At 39.6% G+C, this 23,271-nt stretch carries 20 protein-coding genes and 1 pseudogene; 10 read left to right on the top strand and 11 right to left on the bottom strand.

The genetic code is table 11. The annotated features are described in order from the left end of the window. Positions 1-93: 93 nt before the first annotated feature. The 3 genes from H6G59_RS12950 to H6G59_RS12940 all read left to right on the top strand — a co-directional run bounded on the left by H6G59_RS12950 (position 94) and on the right by H6G59_RS12940 (position 2,894). Positions 94-1,029: a hypothetical protein gene (locus tag H6G59_RS12950; RefSeq protein WP_190714980.1), complete on the top strand. Its 936-nt coding sequence runs from the start codon at positions 94-96 to the stop codon at positions 1,027-1,029. Between the two features lie 783 nt (positions 1,030-1,812). Then, a complete protein-coding gene (locus H6G59_RS12945) occupies positions 1,813-2,298 on the top strand; it encodes a DUF2808 domain-containing protein (protein ID WP_190714978.1) in 486 nt (161 codons plus the stop codon). A 107-nt stretch (positions 2,299-2,405) separates the two neighbouring features. Continuing rightward, complete coding sequence (locus H6G59_RS12940; RefSeq protein ID WP_190714976.1) at positions 2,406-2,894, top strand: DUF2808 domain-containing protein; 489 nt, start codon at positions 2,406-2,408, stop codon at positions 2,892-2,894. A gap of 348 nt (positions 2,895-3,242) precedes the next feature. Here H6G59_RS12940 and H6G59_RS12935 read toward each other — a convergent pair whose 3' ends face one another. The 9 genes from H6G59_RS12935 to H6G59_RS12895 form a co-directional block, all read right to left on the bottom strand. Further along, a complete protein-coding gene (locus tag H6G59_RS12935; protein ID WP_127055482.1) occupies positions 3,243-4,124 on the bottom strand; it encodes a hypothetical protein in 882 nt (293 codons plus the stop codon). A gap of 199 nt (positions 4,125-4,323) precedes the next feature. Further along, a complete protein-coding gene (locus H6G59_RS12930) occupies positions 4,324-4,731 on the bottom strand; it encodes a heavy metal-responsive transcriptional regulator (RefSeq protein ID WP_127055481.1) in 408 nt (135 codons plus the stop codon). A gap of 155 nt (positions 4,732-4,886) precedes the next feature. After that, entirely contained in the window at positions 4,887-8,066 is a 3,180-nt protein-coding gene (locus tag H6G59_RS12925; RefSeq protein WP_190714974.1) for an efflux RND transporter permease subunit, read from the bottom strand. Positions 8,067-8,101: 35 nt separating this feature from the next. Next, the gene (locus H6G59_RS12920) at positions 8,102-9,448 is read right to left on the bottom strand and encodes an efflux RND transporter periplasmic adaptor subunit (protein WP_190714972.1); all 1,347 of its coding nucleotides are present in this window, start codon (positions 9,446-9,448) and stop codon (positions 8,102-8,104) included. Positions 9,449-9,555: 107 nt separating this feature from the next. Next, positions 9,556-9,750, bottom strand: a complete 195-nt coding sequence (locus H6G59_RS12915) for a heavy-metal-associated domain-containing protein (protein ID WP_127055478.1) — start codon at positions 9,748-9,750, stop codon at positions 9,556-9,558. A gap of 295 nt (positions 9,751-10,045) precedes the next feature. Beyond that, the gene (locus H6G59_RS12910) at positions 10,046-10,672 is read right to left on the bottom strand and encodes a class I SAM-dependent methyltransferase (RefSeq protein WP_127055477.1); all 627 of its coding nucleotides are present in this window, start codon (positions 10,670-10,672) and stop codon (positions 10,046-10,048) included. Positions 10,673-10,689: 17 nt separating this feature from the next. After that, the gene (locus H6G59_RS12905) at positions 10,690-11,103 is read right to left on the bottom strand and encodes a heavy metal-responsive transcriptional regulator (RefSeq protein WP_127055476.1); all 414 of its coding nucleotides are present in this window, start codon (positions 11,101-11,103) and stop codon (positions 10,690-10,692) included. A gap of 96 nt (positions 11,104-11,199) precedes the next feature. After that, positions 11,200-12,138: a cupredoxin domain-containing protein gene (locus tag H6G59_RS12900; protein WP_127055475.1), complete on the bottom strand. Its 939-nt coding sequence runs from the start codon at positions 12,136-12,138 to the stop codon at positions 11,200-11,202. A 287-nt stretch (positions 12,139-12,425) separates the two neighbouring features. Then, positions 12,426-14,687: a heavy metal translocating P-type ATPase gene (locus tag H6G59_RS12895; RefSeq protein ID WP_190714970.1), complete on the bottom strand. Its 2,262-nt coding sequence runs from the start codon at positions 14,685-14,687 to the stop codon at positions 12,426-12,428. Positions 14,688-15,046: 359 nt separating this feature from the next. On the opposite strand from H6G59_RS12895, the gene H6G59_RS12890 reads away from it, so the two are divergent. From H6G59_RS12890 to H6G59_RS12880, 3 genes and pseudogenes are all read left to right on the top strand, one after another. Further along, entirely contained in the window at positions 15,047-15,562 is a 516-nt protein-coding gene (locus H6G59_RS12890) for a DMT family transporter (RefSeq protein WP_190714968.1), read from the top strand. Positions 15,563-15,621: 59 nt separating this feature from the next. Next, positions 15,622-16,044: pseudogene (locus tag H6G59_RS12885) on the top strand (DMT family transporter); the annotation flags it as partial. A gap of 65 nt (positions 16,045-16,109) precedes the next feature. Beyond that, positions 16,110-17,303: a phytochelatin synthase family protein gene (locus H6G59_RS12880; RefSeq protein ID WP_190714967.1), complete on the top strand. Its 1,194-nt coding sequence runs from the start codon at positions 16,110-16,112 to the stop codon at positions 17,301-17,303. A gap of 256 nt (positions 17,304-17,559) precedes the next feature. On the opposite strand, the gene H6G59_RS12875 is transcribed toward H6G59_RS12880, so the two are convergent. Then, a complete protein-coding gene (locus H6G59_RS12875; RefSeq protein WP_190714965.1) occupies positions 17,560-18,582 on the bottom strand; it encodes an IS4 family transposase in 1,023 nt (340 codons plus the stop codon). After that, complete coding sequence (locus H6G59_RS12870; protein ID WP_190648982.1) at positions 18,521-18,931, bottom strand: hypothetical protein; 411 nt, start codon at positions 18,929-18,931, stop codon at positions 18,521-18,523. The genes H6G59_RS12875 and H6G59_RS12870 overlap by 62 nt, the downstream gene beginning before the upstream one ends. Before the next feature lie 280 nt (positions 18,932-19,211). Here H6G59_RS12870 and H6G59_RS12865 point away from each other — a divergent pair, with 280 nt between their 5' ends. The 4 genes from H6G59_RS12865 (at position 19,212) to H6G59_RS12850 (ending at position 22,998) form a co-directional block, all read left to right on the top strand. Then, positions 19,212-19,481: a thioredoxin family protein gene (locus tag H6G59_RS12865; RefSeq protein WP_127055470.1), complete on the top strand. Its 270-nt coding sequence runs from the start codon at positions 19,212-19,214 to the stop codon at positions 19,479-19,481. 391 nt (positions 19,482-19,872) lie between these two features. Next, positions 19,873-20,574 (top strand): DUF305 domain-containing protein, encoded by a 702-nt coding sequence (locus tag H6G59_RS12860; protein ID WP_127055469.1) that lies wholly within the window; start codon positions 19,873-19,875, stop codon positions 20,572-20,574. Between the two features lie 56 nt (positions 20,575-20,630). Then, positions 20,631-20,807: a YHS domain-containing protein gene (locus H6G59_RS12855; RefSeq protein ID WP_127055468.1), complete on the top strand. Its 177-nt coding sequence runs from the start codon at positions 20,631-20,633 to the stop codon at positions 20,805-20,807. A gap of 16 nt (positions 20,808-20,823) precedes the next feature. After that, on the top strand, positions 20,824-22,998 hold the full coding sequence (locus H6G59_RS12850; RefSeq protein WP_190714963.1) for a heavy metal translocating P-type ATPase: 2,175 nt from the start codon (positions 20,824-20,826) through the stop codon (positions 22,996-22,998). Positions 22,999-23,271 lie beyond the last annotated feature (273 nt).

Raw genomic sequence — 23,271 nt, 5'->3', positions numbered from 1 at the left:
CATGCTTTGATTTCGACACTGATTATTCTAGTTTTCGAGGCAATCTCACTTTTCAACCGTACATTTTTACACACAAATACTATTTTCATCAAAATGAAAAGTTTTTTGACTGCACTGGCTATCACTTCAACTCTTGCATTGACTCAAGGTTGTGCTTCACAAGTTAAATCTGGGGAAATTTCAGACACTAATCCCACCAGCATAAGTAATGCGAATCCCCATACTGGTCATAATATGGAGAATTCTAAAAAACCAAAAGAAAAAGATAATCCTCATGACGGACATAATATGGGGGACTCCCATGATGAGCATGGTCATTCCCAGTTAGAACCTGCGAACGCTACTGCAAAGCTTATCCTTCCCAGCAAAATAACTCCTAACACTCCTGTTCCTATAGCGATTGAAATAAAAGACAAAAATGGTAAAGCCATTGCTAATTTTGACAAATTTCAAGAAGAATTAATGCACTTAATTGTCGTTAGTGATGATTTACAATCTTTCCAACATATTCATCCTGCATATAAAGGAAATGGACGCTTTGAAGTTCAATTTAATTTTCCCTATTCGTCTAATTACACTCTTTTCAGTGATTACAAAGTAGCAGGAAAAGCAGAACAAGTGTCAGTCCTCAAAGCACTAGTTCCAGGTCAATCACCAGCTAAACCAAAAATTGATTTAGCTACTACTAAAACTTTTGATAATACTCAAGTTAATCTCAAGTTATCTCAATCCACCATTAAAGCTGGACAAGAGGTGCATTTAATTTTTAATTTACAGGATGCTGCAACTAAAAAACCACCTACAGATTTAAAACCTTATTTAGGAGAAAGGGGACATTTAGTTATTCTTAAGCAATCATCACCGTTAACACAAGCAGACTATATCCATGCTCATGCTATGAAAAATACTCCAGATCATGAAGTTCATTTTATCACCAGTTTTCCAAAACCGGGAAAATATAAAATGTGGGGACAGTTTAATCGAAACGGGAAAATTATTACTGCTGATTTTTGGGTAACTGTTACTTAAATACATTGATATATCTTGATTTCATCTTGATTTCATCTTGATTTCATCTATACTTTGTATAATCTAAATTAGAAACATGCTCCTCATGTTTACACCCCACCAAGCTTTTTAGCCGTGCCACTTTCAACCATGACTAAAAAGCTTGATTTCTTATTAATTAAAAGATTTGTTATTTTACAAGTAATTTTATTAAATAGATTATTTTCCTGAGAAATTAAGTTACTTGCTACAAAAAATAATTATATTTTTTCACTAAATTAAAACTTAATTATTCAATTTCAAAACTAAATCCAGTAATTTACTTCTTTTGTTGTAATAGTATTCTTAAAATTAATAGTGTTATCCATTTATTTCTAGCACCACCAACTTGCAAATAAGCTTAAACACATTACTACAACCAATTATTAGTTCTAATTCTACCTGTCATCTTTCGACTGAAGTCGTTGGTAGCGATGTGGAGATTCCTTGAGATGAAGTTCAAGTTTCTTCATATTAATTTATTTGTAAATTTTAATGATAATTGCTGAAATTTCATCTTGATTTCATTATGAATTGTCATGCTAGTAGATAGAGTTAGTATAGAGGTTCAGCAAAAAAATCACCAATAATTCTCACCTAAATAAGGACAACTTAACTGGCTACTTCTCCTCATTAATCAGGGTATTAATGAGGTAGTTAAATATAGCTTTACCGAGCTTGATGTATGTATCTATGAAGAGCAGATTAATTCATAAATAATGCTCTGTAATTGAGCTGATGTATTTGATTATTTTGGAGGTAAATATGAAGAGATCATTGATTTACGCTGTTGTGTTTACTCTGAGTAGCACAGCTATTATTTTTCCTAGCTATGCAAGTCCTAGAACAGACAATGGTAAGGTTCCCCATATTGATAGAAATACACAATTTCTCCCTACACGTTGGGGAAGTTTTAGACATACTTTCCAGTTGCACGTTCCCCAAAATAGTAAAGCTGTTACTCAACTACTTATCAAAGTTCCAGACAATGTAACTATAAGTAATGACATTCAGGATATCGATGTTGTGGATGAAAAGGGAGAGAAAATTAATACTAATGTATCTGTCAACGGTAAAACAATACTACTAGCTTTTGCTGAACCAGTTGCCCCTAATACTAAGTTTGATATTGACCTTAACAAGATAAAAAGACAAAATCTTGGTAATGGTTCTGTTTACAGTTTCTCAGTTAGAGAGGTTGGTATTGATGCAGAAATCCCTATAGGTGTTGCTTGGTTTCGTATTTACTAATCGAATCTTTTTCTAATAACAAATTAAGGAATTTCATGGAGATTTCATTTATGGATGTGAAACTGATAATAGGAACAAAATTTACGTAATTTTTGAGGAGAGACGAAATGAAAAAATTGATTTATCTGACTGCTTTTACTTTAGCAGTGACATCTTTTTCAGTTCCTGCTGTATGGGCAAGTGGAAAACCAGGTGATTTTAGAGCTTCTCATCTGCTTAAAAGTGCTGCCATTCCTAATACTGCTTATGCCACAGATGCTACTCATAAATTTGAAGTTCATGTACAAGGTAAACCTTTAGCAGAACTCGCAATTAATCTACCTGATGGAATAAGAATTGATAAGGGAATTGAAGTTAAAAATCAATCAGGGCAGAAAATTTCTACGACAGTTTCTATTAATGGACAAAAAGCTACTGTAGCTTTTTCACAACCAATAGCTCCTGAAACAAAGCTCTCAGTTTTAATGAAAGGAGTCAATACTCAAGGGTATGAATCAGGCTCTGGTACAACTTGGCAGTACCAAGTTTATGCTAAAAAAGTTGGATTCACGCAAGAAATTCCACTTGGTTTAGCTCAGATTCAGACTTATCCTTGATCCAAATAATACAGATTAACCACTTACTCTTCTGCTTGACTGGAGATTTAAATCTAGTTTAGAACTAGCAAATTGATATAAAGCATCAAATAAGAGCAGAAAAAAGCTCAACATTTTGGAGTAAATGTAGTGAAGAGATCGCATCAATGGATAACTTGTCTGAACTGAGAAACCGAATTTAACACAATCGCTAGCTGTTAGCATAGGTCAACTCCTAAATTAGAGATAGCCAGAAACAAGAATTCACCACCTATTTAGGTGGTGAATTCATATAGGTACTATGTACATCCAAAGTTGGAAGGTAGGAAGTTCTGCCCTTCTTATTTTACTAAGAAAACATCAGCTAAATTAAACCACATTAATCCAGAAATCAGCAGTAATGATTTTACCGTTGCGATTGAATTGTCCCCAAAGTTTATACTTTCCTGCTTGCGGAAAGCTAGTCATAAAATGAACCTGTCCAGTTGGAGTATTATTGAGTGCGTGAGCATGGATGTAATCTGCTGCTGTTAATGAGCTTGACTGTCGCAGGATAACTAAATGTCCTTTTTCTCCCAAGTAAGGCTGCAAGTCTGTAAGCGGTTGATTGTTAGTAGCATCTTGTAATTTAAACATTAAAGTTACTTCTTGACCTGCTTTTACAGTGGGTTCAGAAAGAGCGAGATTGACTTGAGTATCATTGAAAGTTTTACTACGCTTAATGTCAATTTCTGGAGCAGCAATAGTGATTCCTGGAACTTGTGTTTTTAATACTGAAATTTGTTCTGACTGACCAGCAGGTTTGTAGTCACTAAAGAATGTGTAACCACCTGCTTTTGGAAAACTAGCTTCTACTTGAAACTGACCATTATCTTTATATGTGGGATGAAGATGGCTGAAAAACTGAAGATCGTCACTGACAATAATTAAGTGCATGAGCTTTTCTTGGAAATTGTCAAACTTGGCGATCGCCTTTCCTTCTAAATCTTGAACATCAATCAATAGCGAAATATTTTTATTTGGGGTGATGTTACTGGAAACTTTAAGTTTTACTTGAGTCAACGCTTTCTTCTCACCATGAACTGTGCTACTTGTTGAATGTTCTCCATGATGACTTTCATTGATTGAAAGCTCCTCATGCTGATGTGTGCTAACAGACATTGCTTTTTCTTCAGCTTTAGGTAATGATGAGCAAGCTTGAACTATTACCAAAGTAGTAGTGATAGCGATCGCATTGATAAATCTCTTCATTAATTCTGCTCCATTAGTGAATTTATGAATTGTCTACTCAACATAAAATTGAGTTTAAATTGTCTAGTTTACTGGAGAGTCAAGAGGCAAAATCAATAAATTATTATGTTTAATTTTTATTGAATTTCATGCAAAAGCACGTTTATTTAAAACAATAAACGTACCTGAAAATCTGATATTTAAAATTCCATATTAACCTTCAAGTAATAATAGGACAAATTGTTGAATGATATGTTTCAGATTGAATTTCCCAGCCAGAAAGCATCGCTGACAAATCTTGTCTCAAAACAAGTAATTGCTGAATCTGATAATCAATAGCTTGTACCTTATCCTCAAGCTTGGTTTTTATATGTTCACAAGGTAGTTCCCCCTCATCATGAACATTCAAAAATTCTTTGATTTCGGCTAAAGATAACCCCAGGCTTTGGGCGCGTTTAATAAAGTGCAGGCGAGCTAAAACATCAGTGTTAAATAATCTAAAACCACCCTCAGTTCTGCCTGATGATTTGAGTAGACCAAGCTCCTCATAGTAGCGAATGGTTTTAATCGGTACTCCACTTTCTTTAGCAACTACACCAATCTGTTTTGACTTTTCTTGAACTAGCATAATTACTTCTCTTAAATTTAATCGTCTACTTTATCCTAGATTCTCCAGTCAGATGGAGAGTCAAGTATCAACTCGATTAAAAATAATGGGGTAAAGTGAAAACCCCTAAGCTCAAGCCAGGGGATATACGCCAAGCTAAGAATTCTCGCTTATTTTCAGGGAAGTACGTCAACTTCTGATTGTTTTACTAACTTACCTGCTTGATGCCTAACCTTTGGTACACCTGCAAACAGTAAGCGAATTTGGGTAATCACGATATACAGGATAGGTACTACAAACAAACTCAAGAAAGTTGCAACGAACATTCCACCAAAGACAGCAGTACCAAGAGATTGACGGCTAGCTGAACCTGCACCTGTAGCCACAGCAAGCGGCCAAATTCCTAGCAGAGTAGAAATCGCAGTCATGAGAATTGGACGTAAGCGTTCGCCAGAAGCTTTCACTGCTGCTTTGGTAATTGAAAAACCTTGTTCGCGTAATTGGTTAGCAAATTCAACAATTAAAATTGCATTTTTACTCGCTAAACCAATTAACATCACTAACCCAACTTGACAGTAAACATCGTTATATAAACCGCGCCATGATTGGGCTAACAATGCTCCCAAAACCGCCAAGGGAACTGACAATAAAATAATCAGAGGATCAATGAAGTTATTATACTGAGCAGCTAAGACTAAGAACACAAAGAAAATTCCTAGACCAAAAATAATTGGTGCTTGTCCACCAGATTCTAATTCTTCTAAAGTAATACCTGACCATTCATAGCTGATGTTTCTGGGTAAAACAGTAGCGGCTAAATTTTTCATAGCTTCTATTGCTTGTCCAGAACTAAAACCAGGAGCAGCTGCACCGTTGATTTCTATTGAGCGATATAGGTTGTAGTGGTTAATTGTTTGCGGCCCGGTGGTTGGTGTAACCTTCACCAAACTACTAAGGGAAATCATCTCACCGCGTCCAGAACGCACATATAGTAGTCCAATATCTTCTGGGTTAGAGCGAAACTGTTGATCTGCTTGGACATAGACTCGGTACGTGCGACCAAAAGCGTTAAAGTCGTTGACGTAGCGGGAACCAATGAAAGTCTGCAAGGTGCTAAAGATATCTCTGACAGGGACTTGTAAGGCTTCGGCTTTTTCTCGGTCTACTTCGATAAGTAATTGGGGTGCATTAGCGGTGTAGGTACTGAAGACTCCTTGCAATCCTGGGGTTTGATTAGCTTTGCCGATTAAATCGTGGCTGATTTTGACTAAATTATTGATATCACTATTATTGCGATCGCCTCTATCTTGCAATTGAAATACAAAACCACCCACACTCCCTAAACTTTGGATAGTCGGAGGATTCACTGCAAACACGGCTGCGTCTTTAATTGCTGACAGTCCACTTCTAGCTTGATTTACAATTGCTGATGCAGTTTGTTCGGCTGTTTTTCTGACATCCCAAGATTTTAGCGGTGCAAATATCAAGCCTCGGTTAGGAGTATTACCACTAAAACCAACACCACCCATTGCAAAAGTACCTTGAATCTCTGGGATTTTCAGAAGTTCTTTTTCTGCTTGCTTCGCAACTTCACGGGTGTAATTGAGTGAAGTGCCATCTGGCCCCTGCATTAAATTAATAAAATAGCCTTGGTCTTCTTCCGGTAAAAATGCTGTGGGGACGCGCAGGTAAAGCCAGCCTGTCCAAACCAAAGATGCAACAAACAGTAATAAGACAACGATTTTGAAGTTGATGAGCAATCTGAGAATTTGTTGATAGCCTTTTTGTATCCAGCCGAGCAACCAATTAATCGCTCCAAAAATCCAGCCTGGTAAACCGCGTGGTTTTTGTGTTTTTCGTAATAACAAAGCAGCTAAAGCAGGCGTGAGGGTAATCGCGTTAAAAGTTGAAAGTACAATTGAGAATGCGATCGTTAGTGCAAATTGTTTATATAGTTGTCCTGTTGTTCCAGGGAAAAAACCTACAGGAACAAATACAGCCAAAAGTACGAGAGATGTAGCAATCACCGCCCCAAATAGTTCGTGCATTGATTGGGATGCAGCGCGACGCGGGCTTAAACCTTTTTCTTGAATCAAGCGAGTTATATCTTCAACAACAACGATCGCATCATCTACAACCATGCCACTAGCTAAGGTTAAACCAAACAGAGTTAAGCTGTTAAGTGAAAAATTAAAAACCTTTACAAACGCAAACGTCCCAATTAAAGAAACCGGAATTGTAATTGCGGGAATGATGGTAGTGCGCCAGTCTTGCAAGAAAATAAAAATGACGATGACAACCAGCACAATTGCTTCTAATAAAGTCTTGACAACTTCCTTACGAGATGCTTCGACAAACAGCGAGGAATCATAGGGAAATTCATATTGCAAACCAGGTGGGAAATCCTCTGCAATTCTCGCCATTTCCGCTTTGACCGCATTGGCAATCTTTAAAGCATTGCTTCCAGGAATTTGCAGGATTTGATAGCCAACAGCAACGTGACCACTATAGCGAGCAAAGGAACTGTAATTTTCTGCCCCAAGTTCAGCACGACCAACATCTTTGAGCTTAACAAGTGTGCCATCTGTACCTGCTTTGATGACCATGTTTTCAAATTCGTCAGCGTCTTTTAACCGCCCTTGAGTTTGCAACTCTATTTGATACATTTGCCCATTGGGTGCGGGTGGCTGTCCAATACTACCGATACCTAACTGTAGGTTTTGTTGGTGAAGTGCGTTAATTACGTCCTCAGTTGTCAACTTGCGATTGGCTAGTTGAGTCGGGTCAAGCCACAACCGCATCGCGTAGCGGCGATCGCCAAAAGTCGCAATGTTACCGACACCTTTAATGCGTCTGAGGCGATCTAAAACATAAAGGTCGGCGTAGTTACTAATAAAAGTGTCATCGTACTTATCGCCTTCACTATATAAAGCCATCGCTAAGACGATACCACTGGATTGCTTAGTCACAGAAACGCCCGTTTGTCGGACAACTTCTGGCAATTTTGGTTCCGCAAGCAAGACGCGATTTTGCACATCAGCAGCCGCAGTATCAATGTCATACCCTTGGTCAAAAGTGACGATGATGTTGCTAGTACCGTCACTGCTGCTAGTTGAGGTGATATATTTTAAGCCTTCGACACCATTAATTTGTCGTTCTAAAACTGTTGTGACTGTATCTTCTACAACTTGCGCGCTCGCACCAATGTAATTGGCGGTGACATTGATTTGTACGGGGCTGATATCTGGGTACTGCTCTACTGGTAGTAGCGGAATGCTGATTATACCTACCATGAGCATGACAAGAGCGCAGGCGATCGCAAATACGGGTCGCTTGATAAAAAAATTAGCAAACATAGACTTATGCTTTCTGGGTAAAAATCTGGATTTAACTAAGGTTCAGGAATAATAGATGCGCCGTCTCTTAAGTTGAGTAAACCGGAAACAATAATTTTCTCTCCTGCGGTTAACCCTTTCAGCACTTGATACTGATTACCCTGGATACTACCTAGCTCTACGGGTTTGAGGCGTGCTACTAACTCCTGTTTTTTGGGTGAGGTTTCGGCTACGTACACAAAAGTTTCTGCACCCAAACGGATAACAGTTGTTGTGGGAATTAATACTCCTGGGCGTTTGTTCCAAATCACTTTCGCTTTAACAAATTGGTCGGCTCGCAATTGTTTGCGGGAATTATCAAACAGTGATTTTACTAAGACTGATTGAGTATCGTTGGCTGTGTTAGGAGCGATGAAAAATATGCGGCTGCTTCCAAGATTTTTACCCCGTTCGTCAATTAACTGCAATGTCATTCCAGGACGCAATCGGGTTGCTTGCTGAACTGGTACGGAAATATTGACTTCTAGAGTTTGATTTTCGGTGATAGTTGCCAATTGAGTAGAGGTATCAACAAAATCACCGATTTTGATGGGGATATCGCCCACTTTCCCAGCAAAGGGGGCGGTAATTTTGTAGTATTTCAACTGGACTTGTTGCTGTTTGGTAGCTGCTTGAGCCTGCTGTACAGCTTTTTCGGCTTGAGAAATGGCAGCTTTTTGGGCTTGAATTTGGGCATCAATTGCATTCAAACTGGCTTTAGCTGTAGCTAGTTTATTAGCGTATTGATCCTGAGTTTGGCGAGATATCGCACCTTCCGCAGCTAGGTAAGAGTACCTTTGGTAGTCCAACTCGTTGAGCTTGACATCAGCTTGTTTGGATAAACGTTCAGCTTCTATGGATTTGAGAGTCGCTTTGGCATTTTCGAGTTGCGATCGCGCCGCCATTGCAGCTGCATCCACACCGCTAACTGCTGCTTTTTGTTCTTCCGCATCTATTTGCAGAATTGGTGTACCTGCTTTTACCTCATCCCCTGCTTGTACAAAAATCTGGCTAATTTGTCCTTGAATTCTGGGACGGAGAGTGACTGAACGCCGCGATCGCAGGTTAGCAATAAAATTGGAACTTTGTTCAATTGTGCTTGCTTTTAGGGAGGATAATTTTACTTGTACGCCAGGAGGTGCAGCAGCTGTAGCCACTGGGGGTTTTTGGCTGGGAGTTAGTACACGCCAAACTGCAATTCCTCCACCTGCTAATAGTAGAGTGAGCAATAGCCAAAGCCAAGGTCTTTTTGAGTGCGGTGACGGTGATTCAGCCTCAAAATCATCGTCATCTAGAATGGGAGTCTGATTTTCCAAATCATTGTCTGAATCTAGAATAGGAGTTTGGTTTTCCAACGGGTTCATGTTTGAGCAATTTCCTGTAAATTAAGTTGAGTCAAAATAATTCCTCATTGATAAATTTTTTATCAACAGTTAGTAAAAGCTAACTGTTGATATGTTTTTGAAAACCTCTAGATGGATGGATAACCAACAGAGGCGATCGCTTCTTTAATAGCCGTCTCTGATGCTTGAGTTTCTACACTGATAGTTTTGGTTTTTGTATCAGCTTTGACAGTGGCAGCAGCATCAACTTTTTGAATTGCTGTGTTGATAGTATTTACACAAGCTGAACAAGCTAATTTAGGGATAGTAAGTTGTACTGTCATCTCTAAAAACTCCTGATTTTTTTACTACTAAAGCGTGGTTTGTTTGAGTAAGTTTTTAATTTTTTTACTCAACCTGGAATTAGCTTAAATTCTCCATCTGCCTGGAGAGTCAAGAGGAAAAATAAAAAAATAACTACAGATAAAAATAGATACACACTGATAAATCATTACTGTTTATCTGTGTGCATCTGTGGTTTTATATAAAATTGGAATTTTTGTTCTTGTAATTAGTGAAAAGCTTTTGAAAGTATTATTTTTAGTAAAATCAAAAGTGTATAAGCAGCAATAAAACAACTTAATTCTTGAGAATTGCTGTAGCTACCATCAACCCCCATACAACACCAAAGCGAATTCTGGTTGCGCGATAAACCGCAAAATTTGCATCTTCAAGCAAGCGGTGAAATTCATTTTGGGTATAACACTGCTGATGAGCCGGATCGAAACTTTTAAGGATAATGTCACAGATTTTACAAGTTAAATAATCTCTACACCAATCTAGGATAATAACTTTACCATCAGGCTTAAGAACACGCCTCATCTCCTTTAATGCAGCAAGTGGATCATCAAAGTAGTGAAACGAATTAGCAGACACAATCACATCAAAACTATCATTGTCAAATGGCAAATTTGATGCACTTGCAATCTGGAATGATACTTGAGGATAAGCACTACATTTCTGTTTGGCGATCGCCAGCATTTTATCTGAAATATCTACCCCAAAAATCTGTTGTGATGAATACTCAGCCAGCAGCAAACGTTCAAACTCACCAGTCCCACAGGCAACATCAAGTATAGTATCTGTTGGTGATATCTCTGCCCAAGTTTTCAGAAAAGATAGTGTATTAGTTATATAACTTTTCCAACGTAGATCGTAAACAGAAGCTAACTGGTCATACTGGTTACGAACTATAGTTTCATTCATATTGTTTTTTGTAAAATTTATTCGTGTTCAATAATCGGACAAATAGTGGAATGAGAATCATCCGGCTTGATTTCCCAACCAGAAAGCAACCCTGATAATTCTTGTCTCAAAATCAGTAATTGCTGAATTTGATCATCAATAGCTTGTACTTTATCTTCTAGTTTAGTTTTGATATGCTCACAAGGTAATTCCCCTTCATCATGAACATTTAAAAATTCCTTAATCTCTGATAAGCTTAATCCTAAACTTTGAGCGCGTTTAATAAAGTGTAGTCGTTCCAAAACATCAGAGTTAAATAATCTAAAGCCGCCTTCTGTTCTTCCGGATGATTTGAGTAGACCAAGTTCTTCATAGTAGCGAATAGTTTTAATTGGTACTCCGCTGTCTTTGGCAACTACACCAATCTGTTTTGCTTCTGCTTGAGCTAACATACTTAGCAAATCCTTAGTGAAATATGATTACCGATCATATACTAAACTCTCCAGCGAACTAGAGAGTCAAGCATAAGCAGTATCATTCCGTCATTTTTATGAGAAATGAATTTGAGTGGACACCTTTTCTTCACTAGCGTCTGCGGCTTGGACGGAAATTGCACCACGAAACATATTCATGCCGCAGCTGAAACCATACTCACCTGGTTTTTCGGGTGTGAACTCAATTGAGGTTAATTGATTGACTGGTAAATCAGCAGCAATACCAAAATCAGGAATTAGCACTTTCGCAAGGCAATTACTGGGATTTTCGCGCAGAAAGTTGAGTTGTACTCTTTGCCCCGCTTGGACAATAACATGATTCGGTGCATATCCCTTATCTACATTGATGGTGGTTTTCTGAATTCTTTGCTCTACAGTTGTTTCATGCTCATCGATTGAACTAAAGGATTTGGGTTGTGGTTCTTTCATCGTTTTTTCTTCCTTTATGACTGTTGATTGAATGTCTGAAGCTTCGGCTTGAATTTCACCGCGAAACATATTCATGCCACAGGTAAAGAGATAAGTTCCAGCTTGTTTGGGTGTAAATTCCACAGTGGTTACTTGATTAAGCGGTAAATCTGCGGCAATGTGAAAGTCTGGAATCACAACTTGTTCTAAGCAACTACTGGGATCTTTGCGTTCAAATTTCAGCCTTACTGGTTTCCCTACTTGCACCACAATTCGACTAGGATCATATCCCCCATCAACAGTGACGGTTACTTCTTGGACATTTCCACCTGTTGCCACTGCTTTCTGAGACTTAGGTTTACTCAGCAAGAACCACCAAAGTTGTAGGCCAAGTAGTCCCAATCCGCCGAGGGTGACGGCTATCTTATTCTCTAATGGCTGTTCAATACGTTGAAATTGATTAGTTTGGACTGTTGCAGATGAGTGCGTATCGTGAGATTTTTGTGCTGCTGCTTCACCAGAGGCGATTGATAATACAATTCCTAAACTGGCTATACTACCGATGAGTGCTGTTTTGTTTACCATTGAAAAACCTCCTACATGGATATAATTCGTGGTTCGTAATACTTCTCTACGTTCGCGTAGCGTGTCGGAGACAGACGCTCCGCGTAGCTTGCTTCCACGGAGTGGTACGGCTGCGCTCAGTACAAGTTCGTAATTAAGAAAGTCAGCTATGGTCTGAGTTTTAGGGATTGAAAGAGAATTGGTGTAAATTATTAGCTACACTAGCGTTCCTGAAATCACTCCCAGCAGAAATCCAAATCCTGCTAAAGTCCCGAAAAATATGGTTTGATTGAACATTGTTATTTCCTCTATCCCAGTGTTTTAGGTTGGAAGTTACGTAAACGCAGCGCATTAGTAACTACAGAAACCGAACTAAATGCCATTGCTGCACCGGCGATGATGGGGTTGAGTAACCAACCGAAGAAGGGGAAGAGAATTCCGGCGGCGATAGGAATACCAGCAACGTTGTAAATGAAGGCGAAGAATAGGTTTTGGCGAATGTTGCGAATTGTAGCGCGGCTGAGTTGAATGGCTGTAACTATGCCTTGTAAATCACCAGAGATTAAGGTGATATCACTAGCGGCGATCGCCACATCTGTACCAGTCCCAATGGCAATTCCCACATCGGCTTGAGCTAAGGCTGGTGCATCATTGATACCATCACCAACCATTGCGACAATTTTGCCTTCTGCTTGTATTGCTTGCACTGTAGCAGCTTTTTGGTCAGGACGGACTTCTGCTAAGACTCTTTTAATACCAACCTCGCGCGCAATACTTTCTGCGGTGCGGCGGTTATCGCCTGTGAGCATGACAACTTCTAAACCAAGTTTTTGCAAAGCTCTCACAGCCTGGGTGGAAGTGGGTTTAATGGCATCAGCAATCCCCATTAATCCTTTGATTTCGCTGTCAATTGCCAACCAAACTGCTGTTTTACCTAAATATTCTAAGCGTTCTTTGTCTTGTTGCAAGGCTTGAGTGTTAATACTCAACTCTTCCATCCACCGTTGTGTACCAATTTGCACCAAACGGTTAGAAACAACACCTTGGACACCGCTACCTGCGATCGCTTCAAAATCTCTCACATCTGCTAATGGCACTTGCTGAAATTCGGCATATCTAACAACTGCTTCTGCCAAGGGGTGTTCCGAATTACGTTCTAAGGATGCAGCTAGCTGTATCAGCTTAAGTTCGTTGCCGTTACGTGTACCGTCAACTGTGAGAAAATCTGTAACTGTGGGTTTACCTTGGGTAATTGTGCCTGTTTTGTCCAAGACAATGGTTTGAATTTGGTGTGCTATTTCTAAGCTTTCGGCTCCTTTAATTAAAATGCCGTTTTCTGCACCTTTACCTGTACCTACCATCACAGAAGTTGGTGTGGCTAAACCCAACGCACAAGGACAAGCGATAATTAACACCCCGACTGTGGTAATCAACGCCAAGGTGACATTGCCCATGATGTTGTACCAAATAATAAATGTGAGGATAGCGATCGCAATTACCGCAGGCACAAACCATCCAGTAACTTGGTCTGCTAATCTTTGAATGGGGGCTTTTGAGCCTTGAGCTTGCTGCACTAATTGGACAATCTGCGCCAGTACGGTATCTTTACCAACTCTTGTCGCCCGAAACTTAAAACTTCCAGTTTTGTTGATAGTAGCTCCGATGACTTCATCCCCTGGGTGCTTTTTCACGGGTAAACTTTCGCCAGTCACCATCGCTTCATCAACTGTGGATGTCCCGTCAACGACTTCGCCATCAACGGGAATTTTCTCCCCAGGACGCACCAGCACCACATCGCCAATTTGTACTTGTTCAATCGGTACATCTATTTCTCGTCCGTTGCGAATTAACCTTGCTGTTTTGGCCTGTAAACCAATCAGTTTACGGATAGCTTCTGAGGTTTGTCCTTTGGCGCGGTTTTCAAATAGTCGCCCTAGTAAAATTAGGGTAATGACTACAGCACAAGTTTCATAATATATATCTGGTTGTAGCCCCTGACTGATGAAGAAACTAGGAAATACTGTAGGGAATAGGGAATAGAAATATGCTGCACTTGTACCTAAAGCTATTAAGGTATCCATTGTCGCGGCATGACGCTTAAAAGCTTTCCAGCTATTAACGTAAAAAGAATAACCACACCAAAACTGTACAGGAGTGGTCAGAACTAATTGCACCCAAGGATTATGCAACCATGTGGGAATAAAAGGTAGGTTTAACCCTGTCATCATTGGTAGTGAGCCAATCACCAGCACGATGCTCATGATTCCCCCTACTGTCACCTTTTGCTGCAAATCGCGGGACTCTTTCAGGCGATGTCTTTTCTCTTCATCATCTTCTCCCGCCATCAGATTTTGTTCTTGGAGAGGGTAAGCATAATAACCTGCTGCATCCACCGCATCTTGAATGGCTTGTAAATCTGTTGTTCTGGGGTCATAATCAACTGTTGCCTGTTCTGCCCCAAAATTCACACTACATTCATTCACACCTGGGACAGAACTAATAGCATCTTCAATACTTCTGGCGCAGGAAGCGCAACTCATACCGCGTAGTTTAAGTGTCGCATTCTCCATTTCAAAGCTCCAATTATCAAGTCGTTTTCAAGACTGATTTCATCTTGAATGCTCCAGTTCACTGGAGTGTCAAGGGGGTAAAGGAAAAAAATTGGAACTAGGCAGAAATCCCTTTCTCAACTAGCTTTGCGGCTATTTCTCATACATTAACCGAACTGGGGAAAAATTTCTGTTCAAGTCTCTTGACTCTCCAGTGAACTAAATATTTGAAGATAAACTCCAGCAAACAATAACCAGCTTGATCTAAAGTTCGGAAAGCTTTTGGAATGCGCTATTGGCAAAATTTGCCTATGGTTATACCATTTCAGCGGTTCTGGCATAGTTCAGCGTCGGACTTGTAATTCACTGGACTAACAGCTATGAGCATCATCCATCTACCCTCAACAAAAACCACTGTTTCAAAATCTCCTACTGTTTCAACCTTAATTCGTCCCCCTTCACCTTCTCTGTTAATTGCTTTCTTTAATGGAGCCGTACTGCCTATTCAAGCAGCAATTAATGCTCAGTTAGCTCGGTCAATAGGTTCTTTCCCTCTAGCTGGAGATATTTCGTACTTCGTAGGCACTATAGTTCTCGTAAGTCTTCTATTAACTGGCAAATTCGGACGACCAAATTGGTCTGCGTTACCCAAAGCACCTTGGTGGGCTTTTTTTGGCGGATTGGTGGGTGCTTGGTACATAACCTCAAGTGCATACTTGACAACTAACTTGGGAACTACGCTCACAATTGCGTTGATTGTCAGTGGTCAATCTTTCATGGGTATGCTGGTAGATCATTTTGGATGGCTCTCAGTGCAGCCTCGTCGTCTTACGCCTAACCGACGCATTGCTGGAGCATTATTACTCTTAGCCGTTTTTTTTCTCACTTTGAAATAAGAGTTTTTAGTTTGGAGTATTAGTATGGAAATTTTGCTAGCGCTGGTGCTGGTTCTGCTGGCGGACTGCTTGCTTATGGTAGTGCTGCTAATGTTCGATTAATGCAAGTAATTCGTTCCGCGATCGCTGCTGCTACTGTTAATTTCACTATTGGATTTACAACTTTAGCACTACTGATGGTGCTGGGAGTCATCGGCCCGCTATCCCTCAACCAATTGTCTCAAGCTCCTTGGTGGGCTTTCTTTGGCGGTGCTTTGGGAGCAACTTACGTAACGCTCAATACTCTCAGCATTCCTAAATTAGGTTTGACAAGCACAACAATGGCTGTAGCATTTGTCCAAATGCTGATGTCACTGATCATTGACCAGTTTGGTTTATTTGGGGTTATGAGTCATATCGTCAGTGCGCCCAGATTATTAGGAACTGGGCTTTTATTAGCCGCAGTTATACTTATACAATTAGATGCTAAACACAGCCTCTAACTGACCAATGATATATCTGATATCTGCAATAATTCAATCCATCATAGTTGAGATTTTCTTTGTTCATGGTTACTGAAGGATTTTATCGTCGTCCCTTACCTCCTCCTAGTATTTCTTTTGCTTCCCCACAGGGGCGACAAATCTTTCAAGAAGCGATCGCATTAGGTGGTATGGAGGGTTATTTTCCTCTGGCTGAACAATTCCATACTCAATCAGAGCCAGCTTTTTGCGGGTTAGGTACTTTAGTCATGGTTCTCAACGCCTTATCAATTGATCCTGGGCGAATTTGGAAAGGTGTATGGAGATGGTACGGTGAAGAATTTCTCGAATGTTGCCAACCACTGAGTGCAGTTAAAAATCAAGGCATTACTTTTGACGAATTTGTTTGTTTAGCGCGTTGCAATGGAGCTAAAGTAGAAGCCTATCGTTATGACCAAAGCAACCTACAAGAGTTCCGAGAAGCTGTTAAGCAAGCCACCTTTCTACCCCAAGGTTTACATTTAGTTGTTTGCTATTCACGACAAGTTGTAGGACAAACTGGGGATGGACACTTTTCTCCAGTAGGAGGATACCATCCAGAACGTGATCTTGTGTTGCTTTTAGATGTAGCTCGTTTTAAATACCCACCTCACTGGGTTCCCTTAAATGTTTTATGGAATGCTCTACAACCCATTGATACTGCAACTGGTAAGTGTCGTGGCTATATGCTTATTTCTAATAAGAATATTTCCAGTCAAAACTTTTTTTATGTAGGAGTTGATATACATCAATGGGTGATGATTGCACCTTATTTTAAGGTTATTGCACCAACTTTACTGGCTCAAGAACAGCCAGATTCATTATTTTTATTGCTGGATACGATATTAATAAATTTGCCACCAGAGTTAACTTCTGTTCTCTGCATTACTGGAGATAATCTATCAAATGAATTTTTTGAGATATGGTGCTGTTTATTGGAAGAAATTAAATCGCATCCTTTATGGACAGTTACTCAAAACGTACTATTGACTAGAAATTTCTCGGAAACTTCTGTTATAGGAAAGTGGCACCTCCAAGAGAAAAACTTAACTTATTTACTAACAATGTTTCTTTTATCTTGTCCAGAGGAAATTTATCAACCGCTAAATGAGCGTTTGCGTTCTCAGATATATCAACTCCGAGAAGTCGATAGGCTGCCGCCACTGATGCGTCAGGAAGTAGTTAGCTTAAAAGAACAAATATTAGCGTTACAGAATTTATTTCAAACATTATCAAATTAAATGTACAACAGTTTGCATATTTGTGTAATATCTGTAGAGACCTTATACATAAGGTCTCTACATTTCTTCCTGTTTAAGTTTTTTCTCTTTTAGATGAGTGTGTCTTCATACAGAATTGGTATTACCTCTGCCTTTCTGTTTGTTATAAACTAGACTTTTTTTGATAATAAAGTCTACATCACTTGAACAGAGATGTTGAATGTCGTTACAAAACTTTACATGATTAGATATAGTAGTCCTATCAAGGGTGAAAATGTCAACATTTCATAATATCTTCCATCCAATGAACATAACTGATTTGTTGACACATACAAGCTTGAAGATAGCGGAATTTATCTAACATTTTATTACCCCATTCTTGAGGAACAGATACAAGTTGTAAAATTAGATAAGCGATGAGACTGGCATAAATTTGTATGCCAATACCATTAACATTTTTGGTAATTAATGTATCTAGTTTTAGGTGCATATTTAAAAATTTCCATAACAATTCAACGCCCCAACGTAAACGGTAAATATCCCTGATTTCATCATCTGTAACTGCCGCTTCTCCATTCGCAGGTAAATTCGTGACTAAGCGAAATTCTGTTTTTGTTTCTAAATCACAAAAATTAATTACCCTGTAAGCGGGAGAATCGGTCGCTGAACCGATTTTTACTAATCCAGTTCCCGATTCAAATTCTAGTTTCCAATTATTCTTAATTCGCACTACAAAATATTTGTCTTTTTGCACTAATTCTTGCATAAAATTTAGTCCTGCAAAACCTCTATCCATTACCCTAACTGCATCTGGTGGTAAGTTAGACATCATTTCTGACCCAAATTTGTAATCATGATTATGACCAAAGTTTATCAAATTATCTTCTGGACTTCCTGTTGACAGATTAAGGGAACTAAAAAGTTTTACTTGATGATGTCCTAAAACCCATAGCAACTTACTTGTTAAGGTAATTACTGTAGAATCAATTGGACAAATGGCGTATTTATCATGTAACTTTTTGTGGGCTTTTTTCTGGACTACTTTATTCAATTGATGATAAATATTTTGGAATATTTCTTGAATTCTGTGTGTGTTAGCCTTGGAAAATGTCGAAATTCTTACATCAATCCCTGTATTGTTTAATCTTTTAAATAAATCCCGCATACTTGTTAAACTATTATCCAAAGCATAAGCCAACCAACACTCAACGTAAAGACGGCTGTTCAAAACCGGATAATCATTTTTTGGCAAGGATTTGAGGATGTCTTTGACAATCTTGGGAAATGAATTTATAATCATAATCAAATCTATATTTTGAGATAGCTTGCCCAGATTTTAATATATTTTGGGCAATTTTTATCGCAGTTTTTTTAACATTCAACACTTCTGGCTCAATCCAAATTAAAACTTCCTGTTCCGAACCCAAAGAAGCAGATTTACCTGTTGCTGGATCATAGGCAAACCACCAGACATTACCTTGGCTATCGCGCCGTTCCCAAACTTCTGGTTCGGGTTCTTTATAGAGGAAGTCAACAAACCATCTCCAGAATTTTCCCAAAAATAATTGAATGCTGAATCGATTTTTGTGAGGTACTTTAGAATCAGAACTTGATGTCAATCTCTGATGTAACTGTTGTCTGCTTGTCATAAATAAATTCCCAGGTATAACTATTGAAAGGACAAAAAGTTATCCTTTCTTTTCGCAACTCAATAATTTAATTTTTAATGCTCCATTTAACTGGAGAGTCAAGAGATCACGAGAAAAACTTTTATGAAGCAAAATATAGTTATAAATTTGTATGAAGAAAATTAATTTGTAATTAATATCAAACAAATTTATACAAATTATTAAGATTGTATTCATAAGCTTGAATCTCCACCTAACAGGAGAGTTGACAATACTAGTAAAGTAATTGTTGGTGGAGATTATGACAAAACGTCAAATTGAGATATTTACAGCCAATTGTCCTCTTTGTGACGAAACAGTCCGTACAGTGCAAGAATTAGCTTGTTCAAATTGTGAAGTATTAGTCTATGATTTGCGTTTAAGTCAGGAGCAGCAGACTTATCTAGCGAAAGCTGAACATTATGGAGTTCAATCAGTACCAGCGATCGCTATCAACGGAGTGTTAGTGCTGACAGGTAAACCAACTCGTGACCAATTGCTAGCAGTGGGTGTGGGTCAACCCCTGAATTAAGCATGGATGTCAAACAAAGTCCAAACAGCGCGATTGCCTTTAGCAGTATCCTTCGGGTAATCGCATTTATTACTAGACCAGTAAGGATGCGATCGCCTTGATTATGTAAAGAAACGTGTACAAGAAGAATATTTCATCCTCTTTTCATCTCTATATGTAAATCTTAAATTATAGGTTTTTGTTGAAGATAAAACGATCTAGCTATTTGATTGGAAAGAAAATTAACTTAATTTTTGCAAGAAAAGTGAAACCAAAAAAGCTTGCATAATACTTGATGTCTGAGCAATTTTATTGAGTTTAATTTAAAATTTTTCGTCTCACAAGTTCCTCACAATCTCTCGATAATTTCATAAATATAAGTTGTCTTTAACTCTTAAAATGAGGTGGGGTTATGAAAACAAAAACATTGTTGTATGGCTTGGCTGGTCTATTAAGCACTAGTGCGCTCGCTGGATTAGTAATTTTAAATAACGCACAAGCTCAGGTTTCAAACTCAGAACATAATACTCATCACCAATCTACAGAAACTACTCCTCCTCCCCAAAGAGGGATGATGACTAATATGGATCAGCATTTCATTGAAAAGATGGTTCCCCATCACACTCAAGCAATAGAAATGGCTGATATCGCATTAAGTCGCGCTCAACACCCAGAAATTAAAAAGCTAGCTCAAGCTATTAAACAAGAACAAAACAGCGAAATTCAGCAAATGAAATCTTGGTATAAGGCATGGTACGGGAAAGAAGTACCTGTAACAGCCATGACTCGTCAAGAAATGATGGCAATGCATCAGCGTATGTGCCAACAGATGAACCCAGGCATGATGAAAATGCCGATGAACTGCAACATGATGGGTATGAATGTAGATTTGGCAGCATTGAAAAATGCACCAGATTTCGACAAAGAATTTGTCCGTCAGATGATTCCTCATCATCGCATGGCTCTAATGATGTCGCAGATGGCTACTAAAAAAGCTACCAAACCAGAAATTCGTAACTTAGCTCAGTCCATCATTAAAACTCAAACGGCTGAAATTAACCAGATGCAGCAGTGGTATCAGGTTTGGTATAAATCCAACCCTGAAGAAAGTTGAATTCCGGAGAGATTTTGACCTGACACGATTGATATCTGCTCTCAAGGAGGTCAATTATGTGGAATTTTTTTAGACGCAAGCGTCAACAAGATAGTGACAAGACTGCTGTAGACCCAATATGTGGCATGACTGTAGAAAAGGCTACAGCATTGAAGTCCGAGCGAGACGGACAGACTTACTATTTTTGCAGCCAGACTTGCCTGCATACTTTTGAATCACAACTAGCAGGATGAAGGAGTTCATTCAAAAATGACCAGAACTCACGAGCATCACGGACATAGACACGCAAGCATTGTACCCCAAGGTGGGATGGCAAAAGATCCTATTTGTGGCATGACAGTACCTAAAGCCACATCCTTGAAGACAGAACGAAGTGGACGCACTTACTATTTTTGTAGCCAAACTTGCTTAAACACATTTTTAGATCCTGAGAAGGAACTCAAATCTATGCGGACTCGCGTCACCATTGCGATGACGGGGGTACTATTTTTAGCAATTCTGCGAGCGGCTGCATTTTTGGGACTGGCAGCAGGTGTAAGTATCTTAAGCTGGGTGCCGATTTCTGCTCTACCCTGGTTCACCTGGGGAGTCTGGCTTTTTATCCTGGCTACCCCTGTGCAGTTCATTGGTGGCTGGTCATTTTACGTGGGAGCGTGGAATGCCATCAAAAGCCGCAATGTAAACATGGATTTCCTGATTGCTTTAGGAACCAGCGTTGCCTATTTCTATAGTGTGGCAGTGATTTTCTTTCCTAATGCTCTACCTGTTGGAGTTGAGGAACGTAGCGTTTATTTTGAAGTTTCTGCCGTCGTCATTGCCTTTGTTTTACTAGGCAAGTATATGGAAGAAATTATCAAAAAGAACTCATCGGCAGCAGTACGCAAACTTCTAGATTTAAAACCTGCCACCGCCAGAGTCATCCGAGATGGTATGGAGATGGAAATTCCGGCAGAGCAATTAATGGTGGATGAAACAGTTGTTGTCCGTCCGGGAGAAAAAGTACCGACGGATGGAATTGTGCTGGATGGATCTTCATCTGTAGATGAGTCAATGCTGACAGGGGAGTCACTACCAGTAGAGAAGCAAGCCGAATCTGCGGTGATTGGTGGTACTTTAAACAGAACCGGACTTTTCCGTTTTCGGGCGACTCGTGTGGGGGCGGAAACGGCTTTAGCTCAAATCATCAAAATTGTGGAGGAAGCCCAGACAAGTACGGCTCAAGTCCAACGGTTGGCGGATAAAGTGACGGGTTATTTTGTGCCTGCGGTTGTGGGAATTGCGGTACTGGCATTTCTCGGTTGGTTACTTGTCGGGAACTTTCCGCAAGCTTTACTGGCATTTATTGCTGTGTTAATTATTTCTTGTCCCTGTGCTTTGGGTATTGCTACTCCCGCCGCGTTGATGGTTGGTGTGGGTAAGGGAGCAGAAGCCGGGATTTTAATTCGGGGTGGGGAAATTTTAGAAAGGGCAGAAAAGCTCTCGACTGTCATTTTTGACAAAACTGGCACCTTGACTCGTGGTGAGCCTAGTGTAACGGATATTGTAGCTTTGGCAGAACGCCCAAACGATGAAATTCTCCGGTTGGCGGCGGCTGTAGAAGCGGGTTCAGAACATCCTTTGGGTGAAGCAATTGTGCGAGAAGCCAGACATCAGATGCTAGATATTCCCAAAGTGAATAATTTTGAAGCTATTCCCGGACATGGGATTCGGGGAGAAATTAATCGAGATAGGATTTTGCTTGGTAATCGCCGCTTGTTCCGCGAGCAAGGCTATCAAATTAATCCTGCAACAGAAGAGATACTGACTCGTTTGGAATCTGACGGTAAAACAGCCATGCTGGTTGGTTGTAATGGTTTGCTAATGGGGATTGTGGCAGTAGCCGACACCATCAAACCTGAAGCCAAGGAAGCGATCGCGGCTTTACGGCGGGAAAAAGTTAAAGTCGTGATGCTCACCGGAGACAATCAGCGTACTGCCGAAGCGATCGCCCGTCAACTGGGAATAGATAAGGTAATTGCAGAGGTATTACCCGGTGATAAAGCCCAAGTTGTCAAAGATATTCAACGACGCGGCGAAGTTGTGGCAATGGTGGGAGACGGTGTTAATGATGCACCCGCCTTAGCAACTGCTGACATTGGTATTGCGATTGGTTCTGGTGCAGATGTGGCCAAGGAAACAGGTGGGATCATTTTGGTGAAAAACGATGTGCGAGATGTTGTCACCTCGATTCGCCTATCTCGTGCCACGATGCTCAAAATCAAACAAAACCTATTTTGGGCGTTTATTTACAACGCCATTGGCATTCCTATTGCTGCCTTCGGTTTTCTCAACCCAATTATTGCCGCAGCTGCGATGGCTTTGAGTTCCTTGTCAGTGATTGTTAATTCATCCTTATTGAAAGGATTTAAGTTATCTAGCACATAGTTCTATAAAAGGAGGTTTTTATGATTCATCAACACAAACATTATTCCTTCCAGCTTGATAACCTGTCTGTAAACCAGGCACTATTTATTATCTTCACTGTTAGTGTTTTTTTACTGCTAGCTGTTTCTCGCTCACCTCTAGTTTCTATCTTTCTTTACACCCTACCACTGGTCTTTATTTTGATGTCCCTTCCTATCTCACTTACGTTTTTTAGAAGAAAGCCAGTAACAAATAATTCACCCTTAATGTTGCCGCCAGCTAAAAAGCTGATTT

This window comes from Anabaena lutea FACHB-196, from assembly GCF_014698305.1.
Lineage (GTDB): Bacteria > Cyanobacteriota > Cyanobacteriia > Cyanobacteriales > Nostocaceae > Anabaena > Anabaena lutea.
The sequence above is the reverse complement of the archived record's forward strand: the minus strand, read 5'-3'. Positions and strand labels throughout refer to the sequence as shown.